Annotated in this window: 18 protein-coding genes and 1 pseudogene; 9 read left to right on the top strand and 10 right to left on the bottom strand. The window is 66.0% G+C overall.

All coding sequences use genetic code 11. The features are described from left to right. Positions 1–61 precede the first annotated feature (61 nt). The 9 genes from LFT49_RS15365 (at position 62) to LFT49_RS15325 (ending at position 7,329) form a co-directional block, all read left to right on the top strand. Positions 62–925, top strand: a complete 864-nt coding sequence (locus LFT49_RS15365) for an HpcH/HpaI aldolase/citrate lyase family protein (RefSeq protein WP_141942759.1) — start codon at positions 62–64, stop codon at positions 923–925. A 27-nt stretch (positions 926–952) separates the two neighbouring features. Next, the gene (locus tag LFT49_RS15360) at positions 953–1,927 is read left to right on the top strand and encodes a DUF2797 domain-containing protein (RefSeq protein WP_237428667.1); all 975 of its coding nucleotides are present in this window, start codon (positions 953–955) and stop codon (positions 1,925–1,927) included. A gap of 40 nt (positions 1,928–1,967) precedes the next feature. Further along, complete coding sequence (locus tag LFT49_RS15355) at positions 1,968–2,192, top strand: DUF3188 domain-containing protein (RefSeq protein ID WP_236799153.1); 225 nt, start codon at positions 1,968–1,970, stop codon at positions 2,190–2,192. A 64-nt stretch (positions 2,193–2,256) separates the two neighbouring features. After that, complete coding sequence (locus tag LFT49_RS15350; protein ID WP_236799152.1) at positions 2,257–2,718, top strand: FAS1-like dehydratase domain-containing protein; 462 nt, start codon at positions 2,257–2,259, stop codon at positions 2,716–2,718. Positions 2,719–2,720: 2 nt separating this feature from the next. Then, the gene (locus tag LFT49_RS15345) at positions 2,721–3,158 is read left to right on the top strand and encodes a MaoC family dehydratase (protein ID WP_236820196.1); all 438 of its coding nucleotides are present in this window, start codon (positions 2,721–2,723) and stop codon (positions 3,156–3,158) included. A 10-nt stretch (positions 3,159–3,168) separates the two neighbouring features. Next, positions 3,169–4,443, top strand: coding sequence for an MFS transporter (locus LFT49_RS15340; RefSeq protein ID WP_236820195.1), 1,275 nt, complete (start codon positions 3,169–3,171; stop codon positions 4,441–4,443). 59 nt (positions 4,444–4,502) lie between these two features. Further along, a complete protein-coding gene (locus LFT49_RS15335; protein WP_237428666.1) occupies positions 4,503–5,570 on the top strand; it encodes a UDP-N-acetylmuramate dehydrogenase in 1,068 nt (355 codons plus the stop codon). Between the two features lie 46 nt (positions 5,571–5,616). Continuing rightward, complete coding sequence (locus LFT49_RS15330; RefSeq protein ID WP_237428665.1) at positions 5,617–6,720, top strand: winged helix DNA-binding domain-containing protein; 1,104 nt, start codon at positions 5,617–5,619, stop codon at positions 6,718–6,720. 84 nt (positions 6,721–6,804) lie between these two features. Continuing rightward, positions 6,805–7,329, top strand: coding sequence for a hypothetical protein (locus tag LFT49_RS15325; RefSeq protein WP_237428664.1), 525 nt, complete (start codon positions 6,805–6,807; stop codon positions 7,327–7,329). Between the two features lie 60 nt (positions 7,330–7,389). On the opposite strand, the gene asd is transcribed toward LFT49_RS15325, so the two are convergent. From asd to LFT49_RS15275, 10 genes and pseudogenes are all read right to left on the bottom strand, one after another. Further along, complete coding sequence (asd, locus tag LFT49_RS15320) at positions 7,390–8,520, bottom strand: aspartate-semialdehyde dehydrogenase (RefSeq protein ID WP_236799146.1); 1,131 nt, start codon at positions 8,518–8,520, stop codon at positions 7,390–7,392. A 170-nt stretch (positions 8,521–8,690) separates the two neighbouring features. Beyond that, a complete protein-coding gene (locus tag LFT49_RS15315; protein ID WP_236820191.1) occupies positions 8,691–9,107 on the bottom strand; it encodes a COX15/CtaA family protein in 417 nt (138 codons plus the stop codon). Between the two features lie 2 nt (positions 9,108–9,109). After that, positions 9,110–9,748 (bottom strand): hypothetical protein, encoded by a 639-nt coding sequence (locus LFT49_RS15310; protein WP_237428663.1) that lies wholly within the window; start codon positions 9,746–9,748, stop codon positions 9,110–9,112. A gap of 23 nt (positions 9,749–9,771) precedes the next feature. After that, on the bottom strand, positions 9,772–10,761 hold the full coding sequence (locus tag LFT49_RS15305; RefSeq protein ID WP_237428662.1) for a hypothetical protein: 990 nt from the start codon (positions 10,759–10,761) through the stop codon (positions 9,772–9,774). Positions 10,762–10,874: 113 nt separating this feature from the next. Further along, positions 10,875–11,093, bottom strand: a complete 219-nt coding sequence (locus tag LFT49_RS15300) for an NF038396 family protein (protein WP_018760496.1) — start codon at positions 11,091–11,093, stop codon at positions 10,875–10,877. Between the two features lie 7 nt (positions 11,094–11,100). Then, positions 11,101–11,682: pseudogene (locus LFT49_RS15295) on the bottom strand (dihydrofolate reductase); the annotation flags it as partial. Further along, positions 11,679–12,482, bottom strand: a complete 804-nt coding sequence (locus LFT49_RS15290; protein WP_236799141.1) for a thymidylate synthase — start codon at positions 12,480–12,482, stop codon at positions 11,679–11,681. The gene LFT49_RS15290 and the pseudogene LFT49_RS15295, both read right to left, overlap by 4 nt. After that, a complete protein-coding gene (locus tag LFT49_RS15285) occupies positions 12,460–13,767 on the bottom strand; it encodes a hypothetical protein (protein WP_237428661.1) in 1,308 nt (435 codons plus the stop codon). Before LFT49_RS15285 ends, LFT49_RS15290 begins: the two co-directional genes overlap by 23 nt. Positions 13,768–14,177: 410 nt before the next feature. After that, entirely contained in the window at positions 14,178–15,146 is a 969-nt protein-coding gene (locus tag LFT49_RS15280) for an NUDIX hydrolase (RefSeq protein ID WP_236820187.1), read from the bottom strand. An 8-nt stretch (positions 15,147–15,154) separates the two neighbouring features. Further along, a complete protein-coding gene (locus LFT49_RS15275; RefSeq protein ID WP_236799138.1) occupies positions 15,155–17,404 on the bottom strand; it encodes an RNA degradosome polyphosphate kinase in 2,250 nt (749 codons plus the stop codon). Positions 17,405–17,480: the final 76 nt, after the last annotated feature.

Genomic DNA, 17,480 nt, shown 5'->3' with positions numbered 1-17,480 from the left:
AACCTCACAAGCGGGCCGTTTTCTTCGCCGTGCCGCTTCCGGGCCGGATACTGTAGAAAGCATGACGTCTACCATCGCCGCCGAAACCGTTAGGCCGGAACGCAATATCCCCGCCGAGATCGCCCGCTCCTGGCTGCTGGTCAATGCCATGAAGCCGGAACTCTTCGACCAGTCGGCCGTTTCCCGCGCGGACTCGATCATCCTGGATATTGAAGACGCCGTGGACCCCTCGCAGAAGGACCAGGCCCGGAACAACGTCATCGACTGGCTTACCGCCGGCGGCAAGGCCTGGGTCCGGATCAACGACGCCACCAGCCCGTTCTGGGCTGATGACCTCGCCGGACTGCGCGGCACCCCAGGGCTGCTGGGCGTCATGCTCGCCAAGACCGAATCCGCGGACCAGGTGACCGAGAGCTACCACCGCATGGACGGCAAGACGCCCGTCATCCCGCTCGTGGAATCCGCCCTCGGCATCGAGGAAGCCAACCACATCGCCAAGGCCCAGGGCGCGTTCCGACTTGCCTTCGGCTCCGGCGACTTCCGCCGGGACACCGGCATGGCCGCCACCCCGGAAGCCATGGCCTACCCCCGCGCCAAGCTCGTGGTCGCCAGCCGCGTCGGCAACCTGCCGGGCCCCATCGACGGCCCTACCGTCGGCACCAACCACCCCATCCTGCGCGAGCAGACCGGCATCACCGTGATGATGGGCATGACCGGCAAGCTCTGCCTGGCGATCGACCAGACCCCGGTCATCAACGAGGTCATCAGCCCCACGCCGTCCGACGTCGCCTGGGCCACCGACTTCATGAACGACTTCGAGGCCAACGGCCGCGTCATCCGTGATGGCTCCGACCTGCCCCGCCTGGGCCGCGCCGAGAAGATCATGAAGCTCGCGGTAGCCTTTGGGGTGCAGCCCGCGCTGTAACACCCCCACATACATCAGGAGACCCCGTTGACCGATACACGCTATCTGGTCCACGGGGTCTTTTGGGAGGGCCCGCCGGCTGTCCAGCCCGCGGAACCCGATAAGACAGCGGACGACGGCGGCGGCCCGGTTCTGCGCCTCCAGTCACCGGAGGGGGAGTTCCGGGAGATCGCCCTGCGCCGGGGACACCGGCTCGGCTTCCAGGTGGCGGAGCCCGGCAGGTTCTGCCTGGGCCATGTGCAGATGCGACAGGCCGGCTCGCGCAGCCACGTTCTCTGTGCCTCCGCTGCTCCGGCCATCCGGGGAAAGCAGTGCGAGCGGTGCTTCATACTGGACGAGTCGCGGCTGATGCACGACTTCCACCGCGGCGGCCGCGTCACTCCCGGCCTGCGGGACTACCTGATGCAGGAACACTGGCTCTACGTGGCAACCTTTGGCGGCGGCGCCACCAAGGTGGGGACGGCGTCCGGCCCGCGGAAGTGGAACCGGCTCGCGGAGCAGGGGGCCGCGGTTGCGCGCTATGTGGCCCGGGCGCAGGACGGCCGGGTGGTGCGGATCCTTGAGGACCTGGTGACGGCCGACGTCGGGCTGACGCAGCAGGTGCGGTCCGCGGCCAAAGCCGAAGCACTGCTGCAGCCGCTCCCAGCCACGGCGTTGGACGCCGTCAATGCCCGTGCCGTCGGTGACGTTCGAGCACTCCTGGCGCGCACCGCCGTCGACGGTTTCGAACCTGTCGATGAGCAGTGGAGCAGGCCCGCGCATGCTGATGCCCTGTATGGGGATGCCATCTTTGGAAACAAGCTCCGCCATGCATACCCGCACGCCCTGGAGGCGGGGCAGCACGGGTTCGGCATTGCTGCCTTGAGCGGCGCGAACGCCTTGGCCCGGTTGGACGGCTCGGACGCGGATTTTGTGGTTAACCTGACCCAACTGGCCGCCCGCACGATTGTCCTGGGTGACTTTGTTTCGGAGGTGCCCGCAGTGCAGGAAGCCCTGTTCTGACTCAGCCCGGGCCTCCGGACACGGCCGGTAGACTTGGACGGTGCTGAACGAATTTTGGGCCACTGCGCCGACCCGCTACAAAGTCCTGGTTTTCAGCGCGATGGGCCTGATCGCCGTCGGTATCATTCTCAACCTCATCGGCAACACTGGTGGCAACCAGGGACTTGCCATGGCGTCCCTGCCGCTGATCGGGCTGGGCCTGGTCCTGCATGTCGTCGGCCTCGTGGTCCGCGGCCAGGCCATCCGCCGGAACCTCCGCCGGTAGCGGGCGCCAAAAACCGCGGCGGGCCTTTTCTAACGGCCAAGACGCGGACGATAGGCTGGAATCCATGACTATCAATCCGGATCTGCAGGGCCGAAGCTACCCTGCCGCAGAGGTGTACGACGTTGGCCGCGAGAAAATCCGCGAGTTCGCCCGCGCCGTGAAGGCCACCCACCCTGCACATTTCGACATCGACGCAGCCAAGGCGCTGGGCCACAGCGACCTGGTGGCGCCCCCCACCTTCGCCATCATCATCGCCCAGCGCGCCGACGCCCAGCTCATCCAGGATCCGGAAGCGGGTATCGACTTCTCCCGCGTGGTCCACGCAGACCAGCGCTTCACCCACCACCGGCCCATCATTGCCGGCGACCGCCTGGTGGCGGAACTCCACGTGGACGGCGTCCGGGCCATGGGCGGCGGTGCCATGATCACCACCCGCTCGGAGATCTTCGCCCTGGGTTCCGGCGACTCCCGGGAACCCGTCACCACCACCACGTCATCCATCCTGGTCCGCGGAGAGGGACAGTAGCCATGAGCCTCAGCATCCACGAACTCAGCCCCGGCCAGGAGATCGGCAGCCGTACCATCGAGGTGACCCGTACAGACCTGGTGAAGTACGCCGGCGCTTCCGGTGACTTCAACCCCATCCACTGGAACGAAGCCTTCGCCACCAGCGTGGAACTGCCGGGCGTGATCGCCCACGGCATGTTCACCATGGGCTCAGCCGTCCAGCTGGTGACTGACTGGGCAGGCGACCCCGCCGCCGTCGTCGATTTCCAGACCCGCTTCACCAAGCCCGTCCTGGTCACGGACACCACCGGGACCGACCAGCCCGGAGCCAGCATCGAGGTCAGCGGCATCATCGGGAAGCTCGACGCTGAAGCCAACACGGCGCGTATCGACCTCACAGTGGTCTCCGCCGGGCAGAAAGTCCTGATGAAGGCCCAGGCCCTCGTCAAGCTGTCCTAAGCTGCACCTTTTGACCACTCCTGCAGGAACCACCGCCACCGCCGCGCAAGTCACCGCCTGGCGCAACGCCGTCGTCATTGCCTACGGGGCCAGCGGCCTGGCCTTTGCCTCCTGGGTCTCCCGGTTGCCGGCCATCCGGGACGCGCTGGACCTCAGCCCTGGCAACGTGGGCATCATCCTGCTGTGCATGACGCTGGGCTCGTTCGCTTCCGTGTCCATGTCGGGGCTGATCGTGCTGCGGCTGGGCTCCAAGCGGACCATCCGCACCGGCAGCATTGTGGTGGGTGCCGGGCTGCTGACCACCGGTTTTGGCACAACTGTGCTGGCAAACCCGGTGGCCACAGCCGTCGGCCTGGCCATCATCGGCCTGGGTACCGGGAGCTGGAACACTGCCTCCAATGTGGAGGGCGCGGCGGTGGAACGGGCCGTGGGGAGGCACATCATGCCCCGGCTCCATGGGGCGTTCAGCCTGGGAACGGTAGCCGGGGCGGGGCTGGGTGCGCTGGCTGCGGCCGTGTCCCTGCCCGTGTTCTGGCACTTGGCAGCGGCAGGGGCGGTGGTGGCTGTTTCGGTGGCGACGGCTGCGTCCTGGTTCCGTGCCGATACTACGCCGGTGCCGGGCGAGCGCAGCTACTCCCCGGACAATTTCGAGGACCCCACTACAGGACCCATCCCCGTGATTCCTGCCGCGGGCACGGCGGAGGCACCGCTGGACAACAAGCGCAGGATCGCCCAGGCCTGGCGGGAGCGGCGGACCCTGCTGCTCGGGGTCCTGGTGCTGGGCCTTGCACTGGCTGAAGGCGCCGCGGGGGACTGGGTGGCCCTGGGGCTGGCGGACGGCCACGGGCAGAGCGATGCCGCCGGTGCTGCCGGTTATGGCCTCTTTGTCACGTTCATGACCATCGGGCGCTTTGCCGGGACGGTGCTGCTCGATAAGTTCGGCAGGGTCCCGGTGATGCGGTGGTGCGCCGCGATGGCCGTGGTGGGCCTTGGCATCTTCGTCTTCGCCCCGGCGCCGTGGCTCGCCTACGTTGGGCTGGCGGCCTGGGGCCTGGGCGCCTCCCTGGGCTTTCCAGTGGGCATGTCCGCTGCGGCCGACGATCCCGCCAAAGCCGCCGCCCGGGTATCGGTGGTATCCACCATCGGGTACGGGGCGTTCCTGTGCGGGCCGCCGCTGCTTGGCCTGCTGGCCGAACACGTGGGCATCCTGCATTCACTCCTGGCCGTGATGGTAATGCTCGCTGTGAGCTTCGTGCTGTCGCCGGTGGCCCGGAAGGCTGCATAAGTACTCAGTTCTACTCTTCCGGAAGCGCGCAATCGAGTATCTTCAAGTACTGTGGATCGGTGACTCCCACCCTGCTTTCGTCCCTGACCACGTCCGCCGTCGGCGGCCCCGCCGGTACGTTCATCGAGGCGCGGACTGAGGCGGAGATCATCGACGCCGTCCGTTCCGCGGATGCGGCCGGTGAGCAGGTGCTGATCATCAGCGGCGGGTCCAACCTCCTGGTGTCTGACGAAGGGTTCCCCGGGACCGTCATCAAAATCGCCTCGGAGGGGTTCACGGTCAACGCCGAGGACTCCTGTGGGGGCGTTGCCGTGGTGGTGCAGGCAGGCCATAACTGGGACAAGCTGGTGGAGCACGCCGTCCGCCATGCCTGGTCCGGCATCGAGGCCCTCTCCGGCATTCCCGGCTCAACCGGCGCCACTCCCGTCCAGAACGTGGGCGCCTACGGTGCGGAAGTTTCGCAGACCATTGCCGCTGTCCGCACTTGGGACCGGCAGCGGAATGCCGTGCAGACCTTCACGAACTCGGAACTGAAGTTCGGCTACCGGGACTCCATCCTTAAGCAGACCACTGTCAACGGCTCGCCCCGGTACGTGGTGCTCACCGTTGAATTCCAGCTGCCGCTGGGGCGGATGAGCGCCCCCATCCGGTACGCCGAATTGGCGCGCGCCCTCGGTGTGGAGGTGGGCAAACGCGCGTACGCCAACGATGTCCGCCGTGAGGTGCTCCGGCTGCGCGGCTCCAAGGGCATGGTGTGGGACGCCGCGGACAGGGACACCTACTCCACCGGCTCGTTCTTCACCAACCCCATCGTTTCCGCCGACGTGGCAGACAGGCTGCCGGAAGCGGCGCCACGCTACCCGGCCGGCCAGGACGGGCTGGTGAAACTCTCGGCAGCGTGGCTGATCGACCAGGCAGGGTTCGGCAAGGGCTTTGGCCTGGAGCCGGAAGGCGTGGCCGGCGGACGTGCCTCGCTCTCCACTAAGCACACCCTGGCCATCACCAACCGCGGCTCCGCCAGCGCCGCCGACATGGTGGCCGTCGCGCGGGAGGTGCGCGCCGGCGTCGAACACCGCTTCGGCATCTCGCTGCACCCGGAGCCGCTGCTGATCGGCCTGGAGCTCTAAGCGTTCCCCGCTGTCCGCCTGCCGCAGGCGGGCCTAGGATGGGCGCATGGCTGCACAGGGTGCGCTCCGCGACCGCAGGATGATGGGGCGGCTGAGGCTTGCATCCCAGCGCCTTGCCGGGGATGCTGCCACCTCCGCTGCGGAGGCGGTCCGGTGGATGACCGCCATGCAGGCGCAGGACCTGCCGGCAGCCCTGTGGGCCGTAGGTGCCAGGGTGCCCGCGGTGGGCAGCGCCGACGTCAGGGCTGCCATCAACAACGGCGAAGTGGTCCGGTCCTGGCCCATGCGCGGAACGCTTCATCTGGTGGCTCCCGAGGACCTGCGCTGGATGCTGGAGCTCACGGCCGAACGGCTCACCAGGAGCATCGCGGCGCGGCACCGGCAGCTGGACATTGCGTGGTCCGACATCGAGAAGGCACGCGACCTGGCGCTGGACCGCATCCTGGGTGGCAGCCCCATCAGCCGTTCTGAGCTGTTCAAGGTGTTCGACGCCGGAGGCCAGCCGACGCACGGCCAGCGGGGAATCCACCTCCTCGGTTCGCTGTGCCGCCACGGGTGGCTGGTTCTGGGGCCGCTTGCCGGAAACCAGCAGCTGGTCGCGGCCTTCGATCAGTGGATTCCGGCGTCCCGCAGCCTGGAGCGGGAGGAGGCCCTCGCTGAGTTCCTGCTGCGCTACTTCCGCAGCCACGGCCCGGCCACGCTTCGCGACTTCGCCTGGTGGACGCAGTTGCCGCTGACCGAGGTACGTGCCGCCTTTGAGATCGTCCGCCAAAAGCTGGCGGAACTGGAGGTTGAGGGCACCAGCTACTGGCTCTCACCCGACGTGGCCGCCCTCCTGGACACCGGCCTTCCGGGCGCGCGGTCCGTGCACCTGCTGCCCGGTTTCGACGAATTTGTCCTCGGCTACACGGACCGGACGCACGTCTTGGACCCCGGGCATTCCGACCTGATCGTGCCGGGCGGGAACGGGGTCTTCAAGAAGACAGTGGTCGCCGCGGGGAAGGTGATTGGCACCTGGGGACTGCAGGGCACGGGGCCGGGTGCCGTCGTCGTACCCGAATTCTTCGACGGAGCCCAGCCGCTGGGTCCTGCCGCCCAGGGCGCCCTCGCCAAAGCCGCGCAGCGCTACACAACATTCCTGGCCACCTGACCGGCCCCTGCCCGCATAACCGGCTCTTGCACGCATGACCGGCCTCGGGCAGCAACGGAACTTCTCACCATCAGCCTCGACCGGATGGTCCTGGACTGCGCTCGAATCCGCCCCCTGGAGGAAGCCGCGGTGATCAGCGACCACGCGCTTCGAAAGGGTGCCGGCGGAAAGCCCAGGCGCCGGCTGCTCGGCGAAAGCCAGACCAAACGTGGCAGCAGGAGGGCCTTGGGTCTTTTGGACGTGCTGGACGGGCGGTCGGAATCGGCGGGGGAGACGTGGACGCGGTTGCTGCTCCATGCGTTCGGCCTGCACAACTTCACCCTGCAGGTAGAGATCCCCACACGTGAGGGTCTTTTCCGGGCTGATTTTGCCGATCCCGAGGCCCGGGTGATCATCGAGTTCGACGGCGCCGCCAAGTACAACGATTACCGTCCCGCCGAAGAGGTCCTGATTGCGGAGCGCCGCCGGGAGAACGCATTGCAGGAGTTGGGATGGGCGTTCTTCCGAATCAACTGGAAGCACCTGGACCGGCCGGGGGAGCTGCGCCAAAGGCTGTTCACGTTTCTGGCGCGGCACCCCGGAACGCAAAAGCGGCCCTTGCCCGCATGACCGTCGCTGGGCCGCAACGGTCATGCGGGCAAGGGCCGCTCTGACAGCAATCTGTAGGCGTTACAGGTTACCGGTGGCGATGTTGAGCATGCGGCGCAGCGGCTCGGCGGCGCCCCAGAGGAGCTGGTCGCCAACGGTGAACGCGCTGATGTACTGCGGCCCCATCTCCATCTTGCGGATGCGCCCCACGGGAATGTCCAGGGTGCCGGAGGCAGCCACGGGGGTCAGCTCGGCCATCGAGGCTTCCTTGGTGTTGGGAACCACCTTGGCCCACTGGTTGTCCTCGTCCAGGAGCTTTTCGATCTCGGCGACGGACAGGTCCTCGCGGAGCTTCAGGGTCAGGGCCTGGGAGTGGGAGCGCATGGCGCCGATCCGGACGCAGAGGCCGTCCATGATCACCCGGTTTTCCTCGGAGGTGCCCAGGATCTTGTTGGTCTCAACACCGGCCTTCCACTCTTCCTTTGACTGCCCGTTGCCCAGGTCGGCGTCGATCCAGGGGATCAGGGAGCCGGCCAGGGGGACGCCGAACTGGGTGGCGTCGATGTCAGAGCGCTGGTGGGCAAGGACCTTGCGGTCAATGTCCAGGATGGCCGATGCGGGGTCGTCCAGTTCCGTGCTGACCTCGGCGTTGAGCGTGCCGAACTGGCTGAGCAGCTCACGCATGTGCCGCGCGCCGCCGCCTGAGGCTGCCTGGTAGGTCATGGAGGTTCCCCACTCCACCAGGCCGTTCTTGAACAGGCCGCCGAGGCCCATGAGCATGCAGGACACGGTGCAGTTGCCGCCGATGAAGTCCTTGGTGCCGTTGACCAGGCCCTTGTCGATGACGTCGCGGTTGATGGGGTCCAGCACGATGATCGAGTCGTCGTTCATGCGCAGGGTGGAGGCGGCGTCGATCCAGAGGCCGTCCCAGCCGCGGCTGCGCAGCTCGCCGTGGACCTGCTTGGTGTAGTCGCCGCCCTGGGCGGTGACGATAATGGGCAGCTTGGCCAGGGTGTCGAGGTCGAACGCGTTCTCGAGCTTGCCGGCGCCGTCAGCGAAGGACGGCGCGGCACCTCCCGCGTTGGAGGTGGAGAAGAACACCGGGTTGATGTTGGCGAAGTCGCCCTCGTCCTGCATGCGCTGCATCAGGACGGAACCGACCATGCCGCGCCATCCGACCAGGCCGACGGAAGGGGTAGCTGCTGTAGTCATTGGTCCAGTTTAGACTTCGTATCCGGCACGGCGCAGTCGGTTACGTCACGCCGTGGGCGGCTTGGAAACGTACGACGGCGGCAGACACCTGAGGCATTCATTCGAGCGGTCGCGGGAGGTTCCTGCCCTTGGGCAGCTTTTCCGCTTTGCATTCGGAGCTTGCCTGCTGGTCACTCGCTGACATGTCCTGCTCCTGGTTCCGGTGCGTGCCGTTCCTTACGCAGCTTCTTGGCCCGGTACTCGTCCCTCGCCAAGCCGAAGGTGTACCAAGCGCCGAATCCCCCTAAAGCGATGGCGAACAACGCGCCCCACTCGGGCCCTGCGGTGTGCCCGAACGAAGCAAGGAACAGAACTGAAGAGCCAAGGAACATGAGCCCCAGAAAGGCAGACACTATTCCCATGCCCCACCAGGTCCGGACCTGTGCCTGGCCTCGGCCCGGGGAAAAGCCGATCTCGTCCCCGGGATAGCTGTGCAGCTCGCCCGTATTGGTCCTGCGCAGAACGCGTTTCTCACCCCGTGCAAGCGCTGCCTTGTGCTCGGCATACACTTCGTCGTTGCGGCGTTCACGGTCGCGGTCGAAGTTCACAGTCAGTCCTTACGGATGGTGCGGATCTGTTCAAGAAGGGAAGCTTCATCCACGCCCATGGTTTCAATAATGTTCTTTTGCTGCGAGTCGGCCGTACCGGTGGTCCATGCCCCATCGCCGCCCTTCTTCACGTAAAGGGTCTGTCCGGTGGGATCCTCGCGGCGGCGGAGAGTGGCGCCGCCCTCTGGGTTGTTGTCCAGGTGCTGCTTGATAACCATGAGGTTGGCCTCGGCGGCGGTAACATCCGGTCGTTGAGCCATTGCCCACCACGTGAAGTAGGCGCGGGGCTGGAACAGCAGATGGATGTCATCGCTTTCCATGAAGACGACGCTGTCGCCCCCTTCGGCCGTCAGCAGCGAGATCTCAATGCGGCGGGTGGCGGAGGAGAGAAGGGCAGCCACGGCGGCAGTGGGTCCTGATACGGAGAGGAGCCCGTCATTTTCGGCCTTGGCCAGGCCACGGGCCACCAGTGAGGACGCGCCTGCGCTCACCATGTCCGTGTTGTTCAGATAGCCGTCAACCCTCAGTGCTTCAGCGCTGAGCACGGCAGCGTCCCCGCCCTTCAGACGTGCGAGGGTAACCATCTCGGCAAAGCCATATCCGATGGCGTCGGGGATGGCTTCCGCAGTTGTCTCAGTCATCGTCAATACCTCTCGTTGTGGGCTCAGAATCCAAAGAAGTCCCCGACTTTTTCGGCCGCATCCCCGGCGCCTTTCCAGGCTTCCTTGGCACCATCAGCGATGGACGCGCCGACGGCATTGACTGTTTCCTTGACTACCGGAACATTGTCGTAGATGGCCAATGCGCCGGACGCTACCATTGCAGCGGTCCCAACGGGGGGCGGGATGAAGCCGGCTGCGCCCAACCCTGCCTTGACCACCGAATACCAGGCTTGGCCGTTGTCGTCAGGATTGCCATTGCTGAAGTTGTTGAGAGCGTCAAGGGCATCAAGGCCAACTCCGATGCCGCCCAAGGCTTTACCTCCGAACTCGAAAAACTTGGCCGCCTTGCCGCCCTCGGCGAGGTTCAGGGCGGTGTCCCACCTGCCGTCGAACAACTCAGAAGAGGTGTTGAAATACTGGCTCAGCATGTTCGAGTCCTGGAAGGCCTTTGCAACGCTCCGGAAGTCTCCAGAGAAGAGGAACTCGCCGAGGTTGTCTGCCTTGCTGATGAAATGGGGAAGATCGAACAGTCCTGCCCGGAGATTCGGCAACGCTTTGGTGAGGTTGTAGATGTCCCAGCCGCTGCGGAACGGGGAGTCCGGATCGGTCAGCCAGTCCGGTCCCCAAGGATCGTTACTGCCTTGCCCCGGAATTACCGGGCGGGGACCGTTGTTGCCGGCGGTCGAACCGGTGCCAGGTTCTCCACCGGAGCCCGAGCCGTTGGTGCTGGCCTTCTCCTGCTCATCGGCGTTCTTGAGCAGCACCTTTGATTCCTGCTGCAGCCGCGAGACGGTCTGTTGCAGAAGCGTCCGGTGGTTGGTGTTCCAGTCAGACCGGAATCGCTGGGCGTCTGCGCCCTTCCAGGCCGGGTTGTTGTTGATCTGGCTGCTCAGCTGCGTCGATTGCTGCTGCAGCAGGTCCGCCGTCTTGCTGAACTGCTGCGCGAGGGTGCGCAGTTGCTCGACGTCCGCGCCCCACAAAGTTCCTGCCACCAGGATTCCCCCCAATATTCATTCAACAGCCCCCAGAGTGCTGCGTGCCCCAGCCTAGGGCAGGAGCAGGCCGGCCGCGATGGGGTGGCCTCCCCATGCCGCCGCCGTAAGCGCTAGCTTTGGTCCGACTGCTCCAGCACCGCTGCTTTCCGCGCGCGGAGCGCAAAGAACGCACCGAAGGTGAAGACCTGCGTGACCACCACCAGCACGATGGCTCCGGCGATCTTGTTGCCGCCCAGGATCATCGTCAGCCCCACGATTGCGGAGAGCAGCGCTAGGAGGGGCAGCAGCATGTAGCCCAGGACGAACAAGGTTTCCGGTTTCTTCAGCATGTTCCAAGCCCTCTGTCCGTGACCATTTGGTGAATCGGTAGCGCGTGCCGTTGGCCCCCGTCAGCCACCCGTCGGGCGGGACGGAGGCGGTGGCCTCCCAACCGGGGCCAAGCTCGGGAGCGAACGTGTCGCCGTCGGCCTTCACATCGATGGTGGTGACCACCGCGACGTTGGCCAGCTCGGTGGACTGGCGGAACACCTCGCCGCCGCCCAGGATCCACACCGTTTCGCCGCCGTCGACAAACTGCGACTCAAGGAGCGCATCATCAAGGGAGGGAACCACGACGGCGCCCTCCGCCTCAGGTGTGTCGGCCCAACTCTTCTGCCGGGTGATCACGATGTTGGTGCGGCCGGGCAGGGGACGGTACTTGTCCGGGAAGGACAGCCACGTCTTGCGGCCCATGATGACGGGATGCCCGGTGGTGAGCCGGGTGAAGTGCTTAAGGTCCTCGGGCAGGTGCCAGGGCATGTCCCCGTCCTTGCCGATCACGCCGTCGGAGGTCTGCGCCCAGACCAGCCCGACGCCGGTGATTGAGGCGGCCAGTTCCTCCGTGAAGGACTGCGGATCCGTGAAGTTTTCGGTGCTCATACCGCTATCGGTGCCTTGATTGTGGGGTGGTGCTTGTAGCCAACCACGTCGAAGTCCTCCAGGGTGTAGTCGAAGATCGACGCCGGCTTCCGGTTGATCTTCAGCTGCGGGTACTCGTATGGCTCGCGTTCCAGCTGCTTGAGGACCTGGTCCATATGGTTCTCGTAGATGTGGACGTCCCCGCCAGTCCAAATGAATTCGCCCGGCTCCAGCCCCACCTGCTGCGCCACCATGCACGTGAGCAGGGCGTAGGAGGCGATGTTGAACGGAACACCCAGGAACATGTCAGCGGAGCGCTGGTAGAGCTGGCAGGACAGCTTTCCGTTGGCCACATAGAACTGGAAGAACGCGTGGCAGGGTGGCAGCGCCATGTCGTTGAGCTCGGAGACATTCCACGCAGACACGATGTGCCGGCGGGAGTCGGGGTTCGACTTCAGGTTCTCGATGAGCTCAGCGATCTGGTCGATGTGGCCGCCGTCGGGAGTCGGCCAGCTGCGCCACTGCACGCCGTAGACCGGGCCAAGGTCGCCGTCTTCATCCGCCCATTCGTTCCAGATGGTGACCCCCTGGTCGGTCATCCACTTGATGTTGGTCTCGCCGCGCAGGAACCACAGGAGTTCCACGGCCACGGACTTGAAGTGGACACGCTTGGTGGTGATCAAGGGAAAGCTCTTGGAGAGGTCAAAGCGGATCTGGCGCCCGAAAACGCTGGTGGTTCCGGTGCCCGTACGGTCCGATTTATGCGTGCCATTGGCCAGGACATCGCGCAGGAGGTCTTCATAAGGCGTTGGGATGCTCACGCCCCAAGTCTACTGGCTGGGGGTCACGGACTGGCGGTGCTGCTGCTCGCGCTCGCGTCGTGTGGCCGGCAACGGGAATCACTGCGACCACCACTGCGGCCGCCGCCAGCAGAGCCCCGACGGCGGGCGCCGCCTCCCACACGTTGCCCCAGTGGTCCGGGTCCAGAGTGGGGGATGTCCAGTGCAGCTTTGGTCCTGCGCTCATCAGCAGCACTCCTGCCTCCGCAGCGAGGAAAGCGGCGAGGGTACGGACGACGCGGTGCACGGTAATGGCGCGGAGTGCGGCATCGAGCCCCGGGACCGTCGCCGCGACGCTGCTCCGTCTTCGGGTAAATGCAAGGGGAACACCGGAAACGAGCACGAGTCCGGCGCTGGTCCAGGCAGTCACCGGCCACGTCTGTTCCACTTCCAACTCCACCTGCCGCCACGCGACAACGACGACGACCGCCACAAGAACGGCCGCCGCCACCACAAGGGTGCCGGCCATGGCGGGCGGGACGGTCTGGCGCGGCCAGTGGCAGGGCTGGTCCGCGGCCCCGTAATTCCGGTGGACCAGCAGCTCTCCGAGCGCAACAACCGCCAGGACGGCGGCGGCTGATGCGGCCACGAAGAGCGCGGGGCTCCCGGTAACCGCACCCGGGGCGAATATTGCTGCAGGAACAGGCGCAAATGCGGCCAGACCCATGACCGCGCCGATAGACACCACCAGCCTGGTGACCGGTTGCGGGCCGGCACCGCCATTCCAGCGGGCCGGTGACCTCCCGGGAAGCCTGGGTGGGGCCCAGAGAAGCATCAGCAGCAGGACGGCCAGGTTCAAGGCACCGGCCGGGTTAAGCCAGTTGGCCGGCCCGGTGGTCGGATCGGGGCGGGCTGCATGGTTGCCTGCGATGGCCGCCAGCCCTGAGGCTACGGTTGCAACCGTGCGGAGAAAGCGGTTCGTGGTAATGGTCCTCAATAGGCCATCAGTATCTGTGCCCAGCCCAGGAAGCGGTGGGCGGTGGGCCACCAGCACCAGCACCAGCAGCGTTCCAAGTACCAGGACGAGCAGAGCACCGCCAAGGTATGCCGCGAGTTCGACGCCGGGAATTCGGCCTTCGCCGCCCCTTGGGACAAAACTGCCAGTGCCGTCAGGCCACGACTCGTACGGCAGCGGGGAAAAGCCGGGCAGAGTGGATGTCCATATGATTTGCGCGGCAGAAAGCAGGAAGACCACAGCGACGGTCCAGGACAGACGGCGGGGCAGGAACTCCCGGATGCGACGGGTATCTCGCGGCCCAGCGGGCATCGGCCGGGATCCGAAGTAGCTCAGTTGGCCCAGGACGTGTGCAGCCAGGCAGCCGAAAACAGGCCAGGCGAGGGCCGGCAGAATCTCAACAGGTCGATTTGCGGTTCCAGGTACGGGGAGTATCCCTGCGTTGGTCGCTGGGAGCAGCGAAATCCCCATCCAGCCGATGATCCCAACCCACAATGCGTGCCGGGCAGCTGCCGCTGCAACGTCTCTCCTGCCGCCTGTCCGCAGTATCGACCGCAACAGGAGATAAACGGCGGCCGCCAGCAGCATAGACCACAGGATGACTGCAGGCGGAACGTCATGGGCAACAGCGATCGTGGCAGCCAGCACTTTTCCCCCAAAAGCGTGCGTCGTCCCCTAAGTCAAAGCTGCCGGATCCACTGGGTCAAGCCGGAAGGCAAAACCTAGTCATCGAAGGGTTTGAACTGCTCCACCGCCACGACCCGTTTCCTGCCGCCCACGGCCACGTGGCATACCACCACTTCCCCGGGTGACAGGTATGGCTCGCGCGCCGGCAGCAGCTTCGCAAGGTGTGATGGCATGTGCTCCGCCAGCTGCTTCAGCACCGTCGGCAGGGCGGGCCGGTGCGTGCAGACAACCACAGGCTTCTGCTTGTCGAACAGGGACTCGATGACGGCGGCCGTCTTCTTGGGGCTGCGCTGGTGCTTGTGCTCGGTGAGGCCTTCAGCGAGCTTCACCTTGGCCCCCGTGGCCCGCGCGTACGGAGCAACGGTAGCCACGCAGCGCAGCCACGGGCTGGTGACGATGCGCATCGGCTTCCACGCCTGCAGGAGCCGGCCGACAGCCTGCGCCTGCCGGGTGCCGGTAGCTGCCAGCGGTCGCTCGCCCTCGGCCTTGCTCCAGGAGGAGCGCGGCTTGGCCTTGGCATGGCGCAACACCAGCAGCGGCCAAGTGTCCAGCGCGCCCCGTTCGTGCGCGTCCCGCAGGTATTCAAGGGGTACGACGTCGGACGGATTGGACAGCAGGCGGGCGGCCTTTTCAGGGGCGCACCACATGACGCTGTCCACCTCCTTGCCGTCCGGCACCAAGGTGGTGCCGTTGACCTTGACCGCCCAGTAATGGACCACCTTCAGGCCCGACGTCACGTGGTAGTGGATGGGCGGCAGCGGTATGCCCAGCGGCGCTCGCAGGCCGATCTCCTCCCATACCTCACGGACAGCGCACTCGGGGACCGTCTCGCCGGCGTCGATCTTTCCCTTGGGCCAGGACCAATCGTCGTAACGGGGCCGGTGGATCAGCAGGACTTCAAGGCTGTCCTTGTTGATCCGCCACGGGATGGCACCCGCAGCGGTGACCGCTACGGGTTCCCCTGGGTGGTCAGTCTGGTCAGCTACGAGTGCATCGCTCGACACGCGGCTGCCTATCGCCGGCTCAGGCTGCGTTGCCGCGGCCGGGATGCCAGCAGCCAGGACTGGACGTCTTCAAGCGGCTTGCCGTCCTCGGACAGGTGGTGCCGGGTCCAGTGGCCCGCGTTGTCCAGGTGCCAGCTGGAGGTTTCCGGCGCCATGTAGCGGCGCATGAGGTCAAGGACGTAGGTAATGTCGTCCGCGCTGGCCAGCTGGACCAGGGCCTCCACCCGGCGGTCCAGGTTCCGGTGCATCATGTCCGCGGAACCGATGTACACCACGGGATCGCCGCCGTTGGCGAAAGCGAACACCCGCGAGTGCTCCAGGAACCGGCCAAGGATGGAACGGACGGTGATGTTGTCGCTCAGGCCTGGAACGCCGGGACGCAGCGAGCAGATGCCACGGACCACCACGTCCACCTTGACCCCCGCCTGGGACGCGCGGTAGAGCGAGTCGATAATTGCCTCGTCCACCATGGAGTTGACCTTGATCTGGACATGCCCCGGCACTCCCGCCCGGGCGTTGCGGATCTCGGTCTCGATCCGGTCGATGAGTCCCGACCGGACGGAGCGGGGGGCTACCAGGAGCCGTTTGAAGGTGGACTTCGGTGCGTAGCCGGAGAGCTGGTTGAACAGCTTGGAGAGGTCCTCGCCCACCTGCTCGTTGGCGGTCAGCAGGCCCAGGTCCTCGTAGTAGCGCGCCGTGCGGGGGTGATAGTTGCCGGTGCCAATGTGGCAGTAGCGGCGCAGCCCGTCCACTTCCTGCCGGACCACCAGCGAAAGCTTGCAGTGCGTCTTCAGGCCAACGATGCCGTAGACAACGTGCACGCCGGCCTGCTCCAACTTACGTGCCCAGGAGATGTTGGCCTGCTCATCGAAGCGCGCCTTGATCTCCACCAGGGCCAGGACCTGCTTGCCGGCCTCGGCAGCGTCGATCAGGGCATCAACGATGGGGGAGTCGCCGGACGTGCGGTACAGGGTCTGCTTGATGGCCTGGACCTTCGGGTCCGCCGCAGCCTGTTCCAGGAACGCCTGGACTGAAGTGGAAAACGAGTCATACGGGTGGTGCAGCAGGATGTCCCGGCGCCGCATGGCGGCGAACACGTTCGCAGCCTTGGAGGTCTCGGACTCGTTCAGGTACCTGGAGGTGTGCGGAACATGCTTGGGGTAGTGCAGGTCGGCCCGGTCGATGCCGGCAATGACTGAGAGGCCACGGAGGTCCAGCGGAGCCGGCACCGAGTACACCTCGGATTCCTCCACACCCAGCTCCCGGATGAGGAGCGCACGGATGTTGGGGTTGATGTCATTGGTGACTTCAAGCCTGACGGGCGGGCCGAACCGGCGGCGCAGGAGTTCCTTCTCAAGGGCCTGCAGGAGGTTCTCGGCATCGTCCTCCTCCACCTCCACGTCCTCGTTGCGGGTGACGCGGAACGTGTGGTGCTCCAGGACCTCCATGCCCGGGAACAGTTTGTCCAGGTGGACGGCGATGACTTCCTCAAGCGCGATGAACCGGGCAACCCGGCCCGGCACCGCGCCGGCACGGGGGCCGTCGATGGAGATCAGCCGCGGCAACTGGTCCGGGACCTTGACGCGGGCGAAGAGTTCCTTGTCGCTGACGGGGTTCCTCACCACCACGGCGAGGTTCAGCGACAGACCGGAAATGTACGGGAAGGGATGCGCCGGGTCAACGGCGAGGGGAGTCAGGATGGGGAAGACTTTTTCCGCGAACATGACGCTGAGCTGCTGCTGGGCTGTGTCGTCCAGTTCATCCCACTGCATGAGGTGGATGTGCTCGTACGCCAGCGCCGGCCGGATCTGGTCAGCGTACACCTGGGCGTGCCGCGCCTGGAGCCGGTGGGCTTCCTCGCTGATGCTCTCCAGCACCTCGACGGGGCTCAGCCCGGCGGGTGAGGGGACCGCCAGGCCCGTGGCGATGCGGCGCTTGAGGCCGGCCACACGGACCATGAAGAACTCGTCCAGGTTGGAGGCGAAGATGGACAGGAAGTTGACGCGCTCCAGCAGTTGCAGGGTGGGGTCTTCGGCCAGCTCCAGCACCCGGGAATTGAAGGCGAGCCAGCTCAGCTCGCGGTCCAGGAACCGGTCGGGGCGGATGTCGCCTTCCGGCTGCAGGTTCGGTGCGAACTCCGGGATGTCGATGCGGTCCTGGGTAGCCCTGGACGCCGGTACCTCGGAGGAGCCGAAGCGTGCCCTGACGGGCACCGCAACATCCTGGGACGTGGCTGTTCCGGAAGGTTCCGGGTTCATGGCTGCTCCTTTTGCTGGCGCTCTGGTGCCGGCGCTTCCGCCCCGCGCGGTTCCTTCTCAACCTTACAAGCATTCA

The organism is Arthrobacter sp. FW306-06-A (assembly GCF_021870055.1).
Classification (GTDB): domain Bacteria; phylum Actinomycetota; class Actinomycetes; order Actinomycetales; family Micrococcaceae; genus Arthrobacter.
This window is presented reverse-complemented; position numbering and strand designations above follow the sequence as displayed.

What these genes read in the sequence shown, in the direction of transcription:
- LFT49_RS15310 (WP_237428663.1), bottom strand. Translation starts at nt 9,748, where the DNA reads ATGACTGAGACAACTGCGGAAGCCATCCCCGACGCCATCGGATATGGC.
- LFT49_RS15350 (WP_236799152.1), top strand. Translation starts at nt 2,257, where the DNA reads ATGACTATCAATCCGGATCTGCAGGGCCGAAGCTACCCTGCCGCAGAG.
- LFT49_RS15275 (WP_236799138.1), bottom strand. Translation starts at nt 17,404, where the DNA reads ATGAACCCGGAACCTTCCGGAACAGCCACGTCCCAGGATGTTGCGGTG.
- LFT49_RS15365 (WP_141942759.1), top strand. Translation starts at nt 62, where the DNA reads ATGACGTCTACCATCGCCGCCGAAACCGTTAGGCCGGAACGCAATATC.
- LFT49_RS15285 (WP_237428661.1), bottom strand. Translation starts at nt 13,767, where the DNA reads ATGCCCGCTGGGCCGCGAGATACCCGTCGCATCCGGGAGTTCCTGCCC.
- LFT49_RS15330 (WP_237428665.1), top strand. Translation starts at nt 5,617, where the DNA reads ATGGCTGCACAGGGTGCGCTCCGCGACCGCAGGATGATGGGGCGGCTG.
- asd (WP_236799146.1), bottom strand. Translation starts at nt 8,520, where the DNA reads ATGACTACAGCAGCTACCCCTTCCGTCGGCCTGGTCGGATGGCGCGGC.
- LFT49_RS15300 (WP_018760496.1), bottom strand. Translation starts at nt 11,093, where the DNA reads ATGCTGAAGAAACCGGAAACCTTGTTCGTCCTGGGCTACATGCTGCTG.
- LFT49_RS15345 (WP_236820196.1), top strand. Translation starts at nt 2,721, where the DNA reads ATGAGCCTCAGCATCCACGAACTCAGCCCCGGCCAGGAGATCGGCAGC.
- LFT49_RS15325 (WP_237428664.1), top strand. Translation starts at nt 6,805, where the DNA reads ATGGTCCTGGACTGCGCTCGAATCCGCCCCCTGGAGGAAGCCGCGGTG.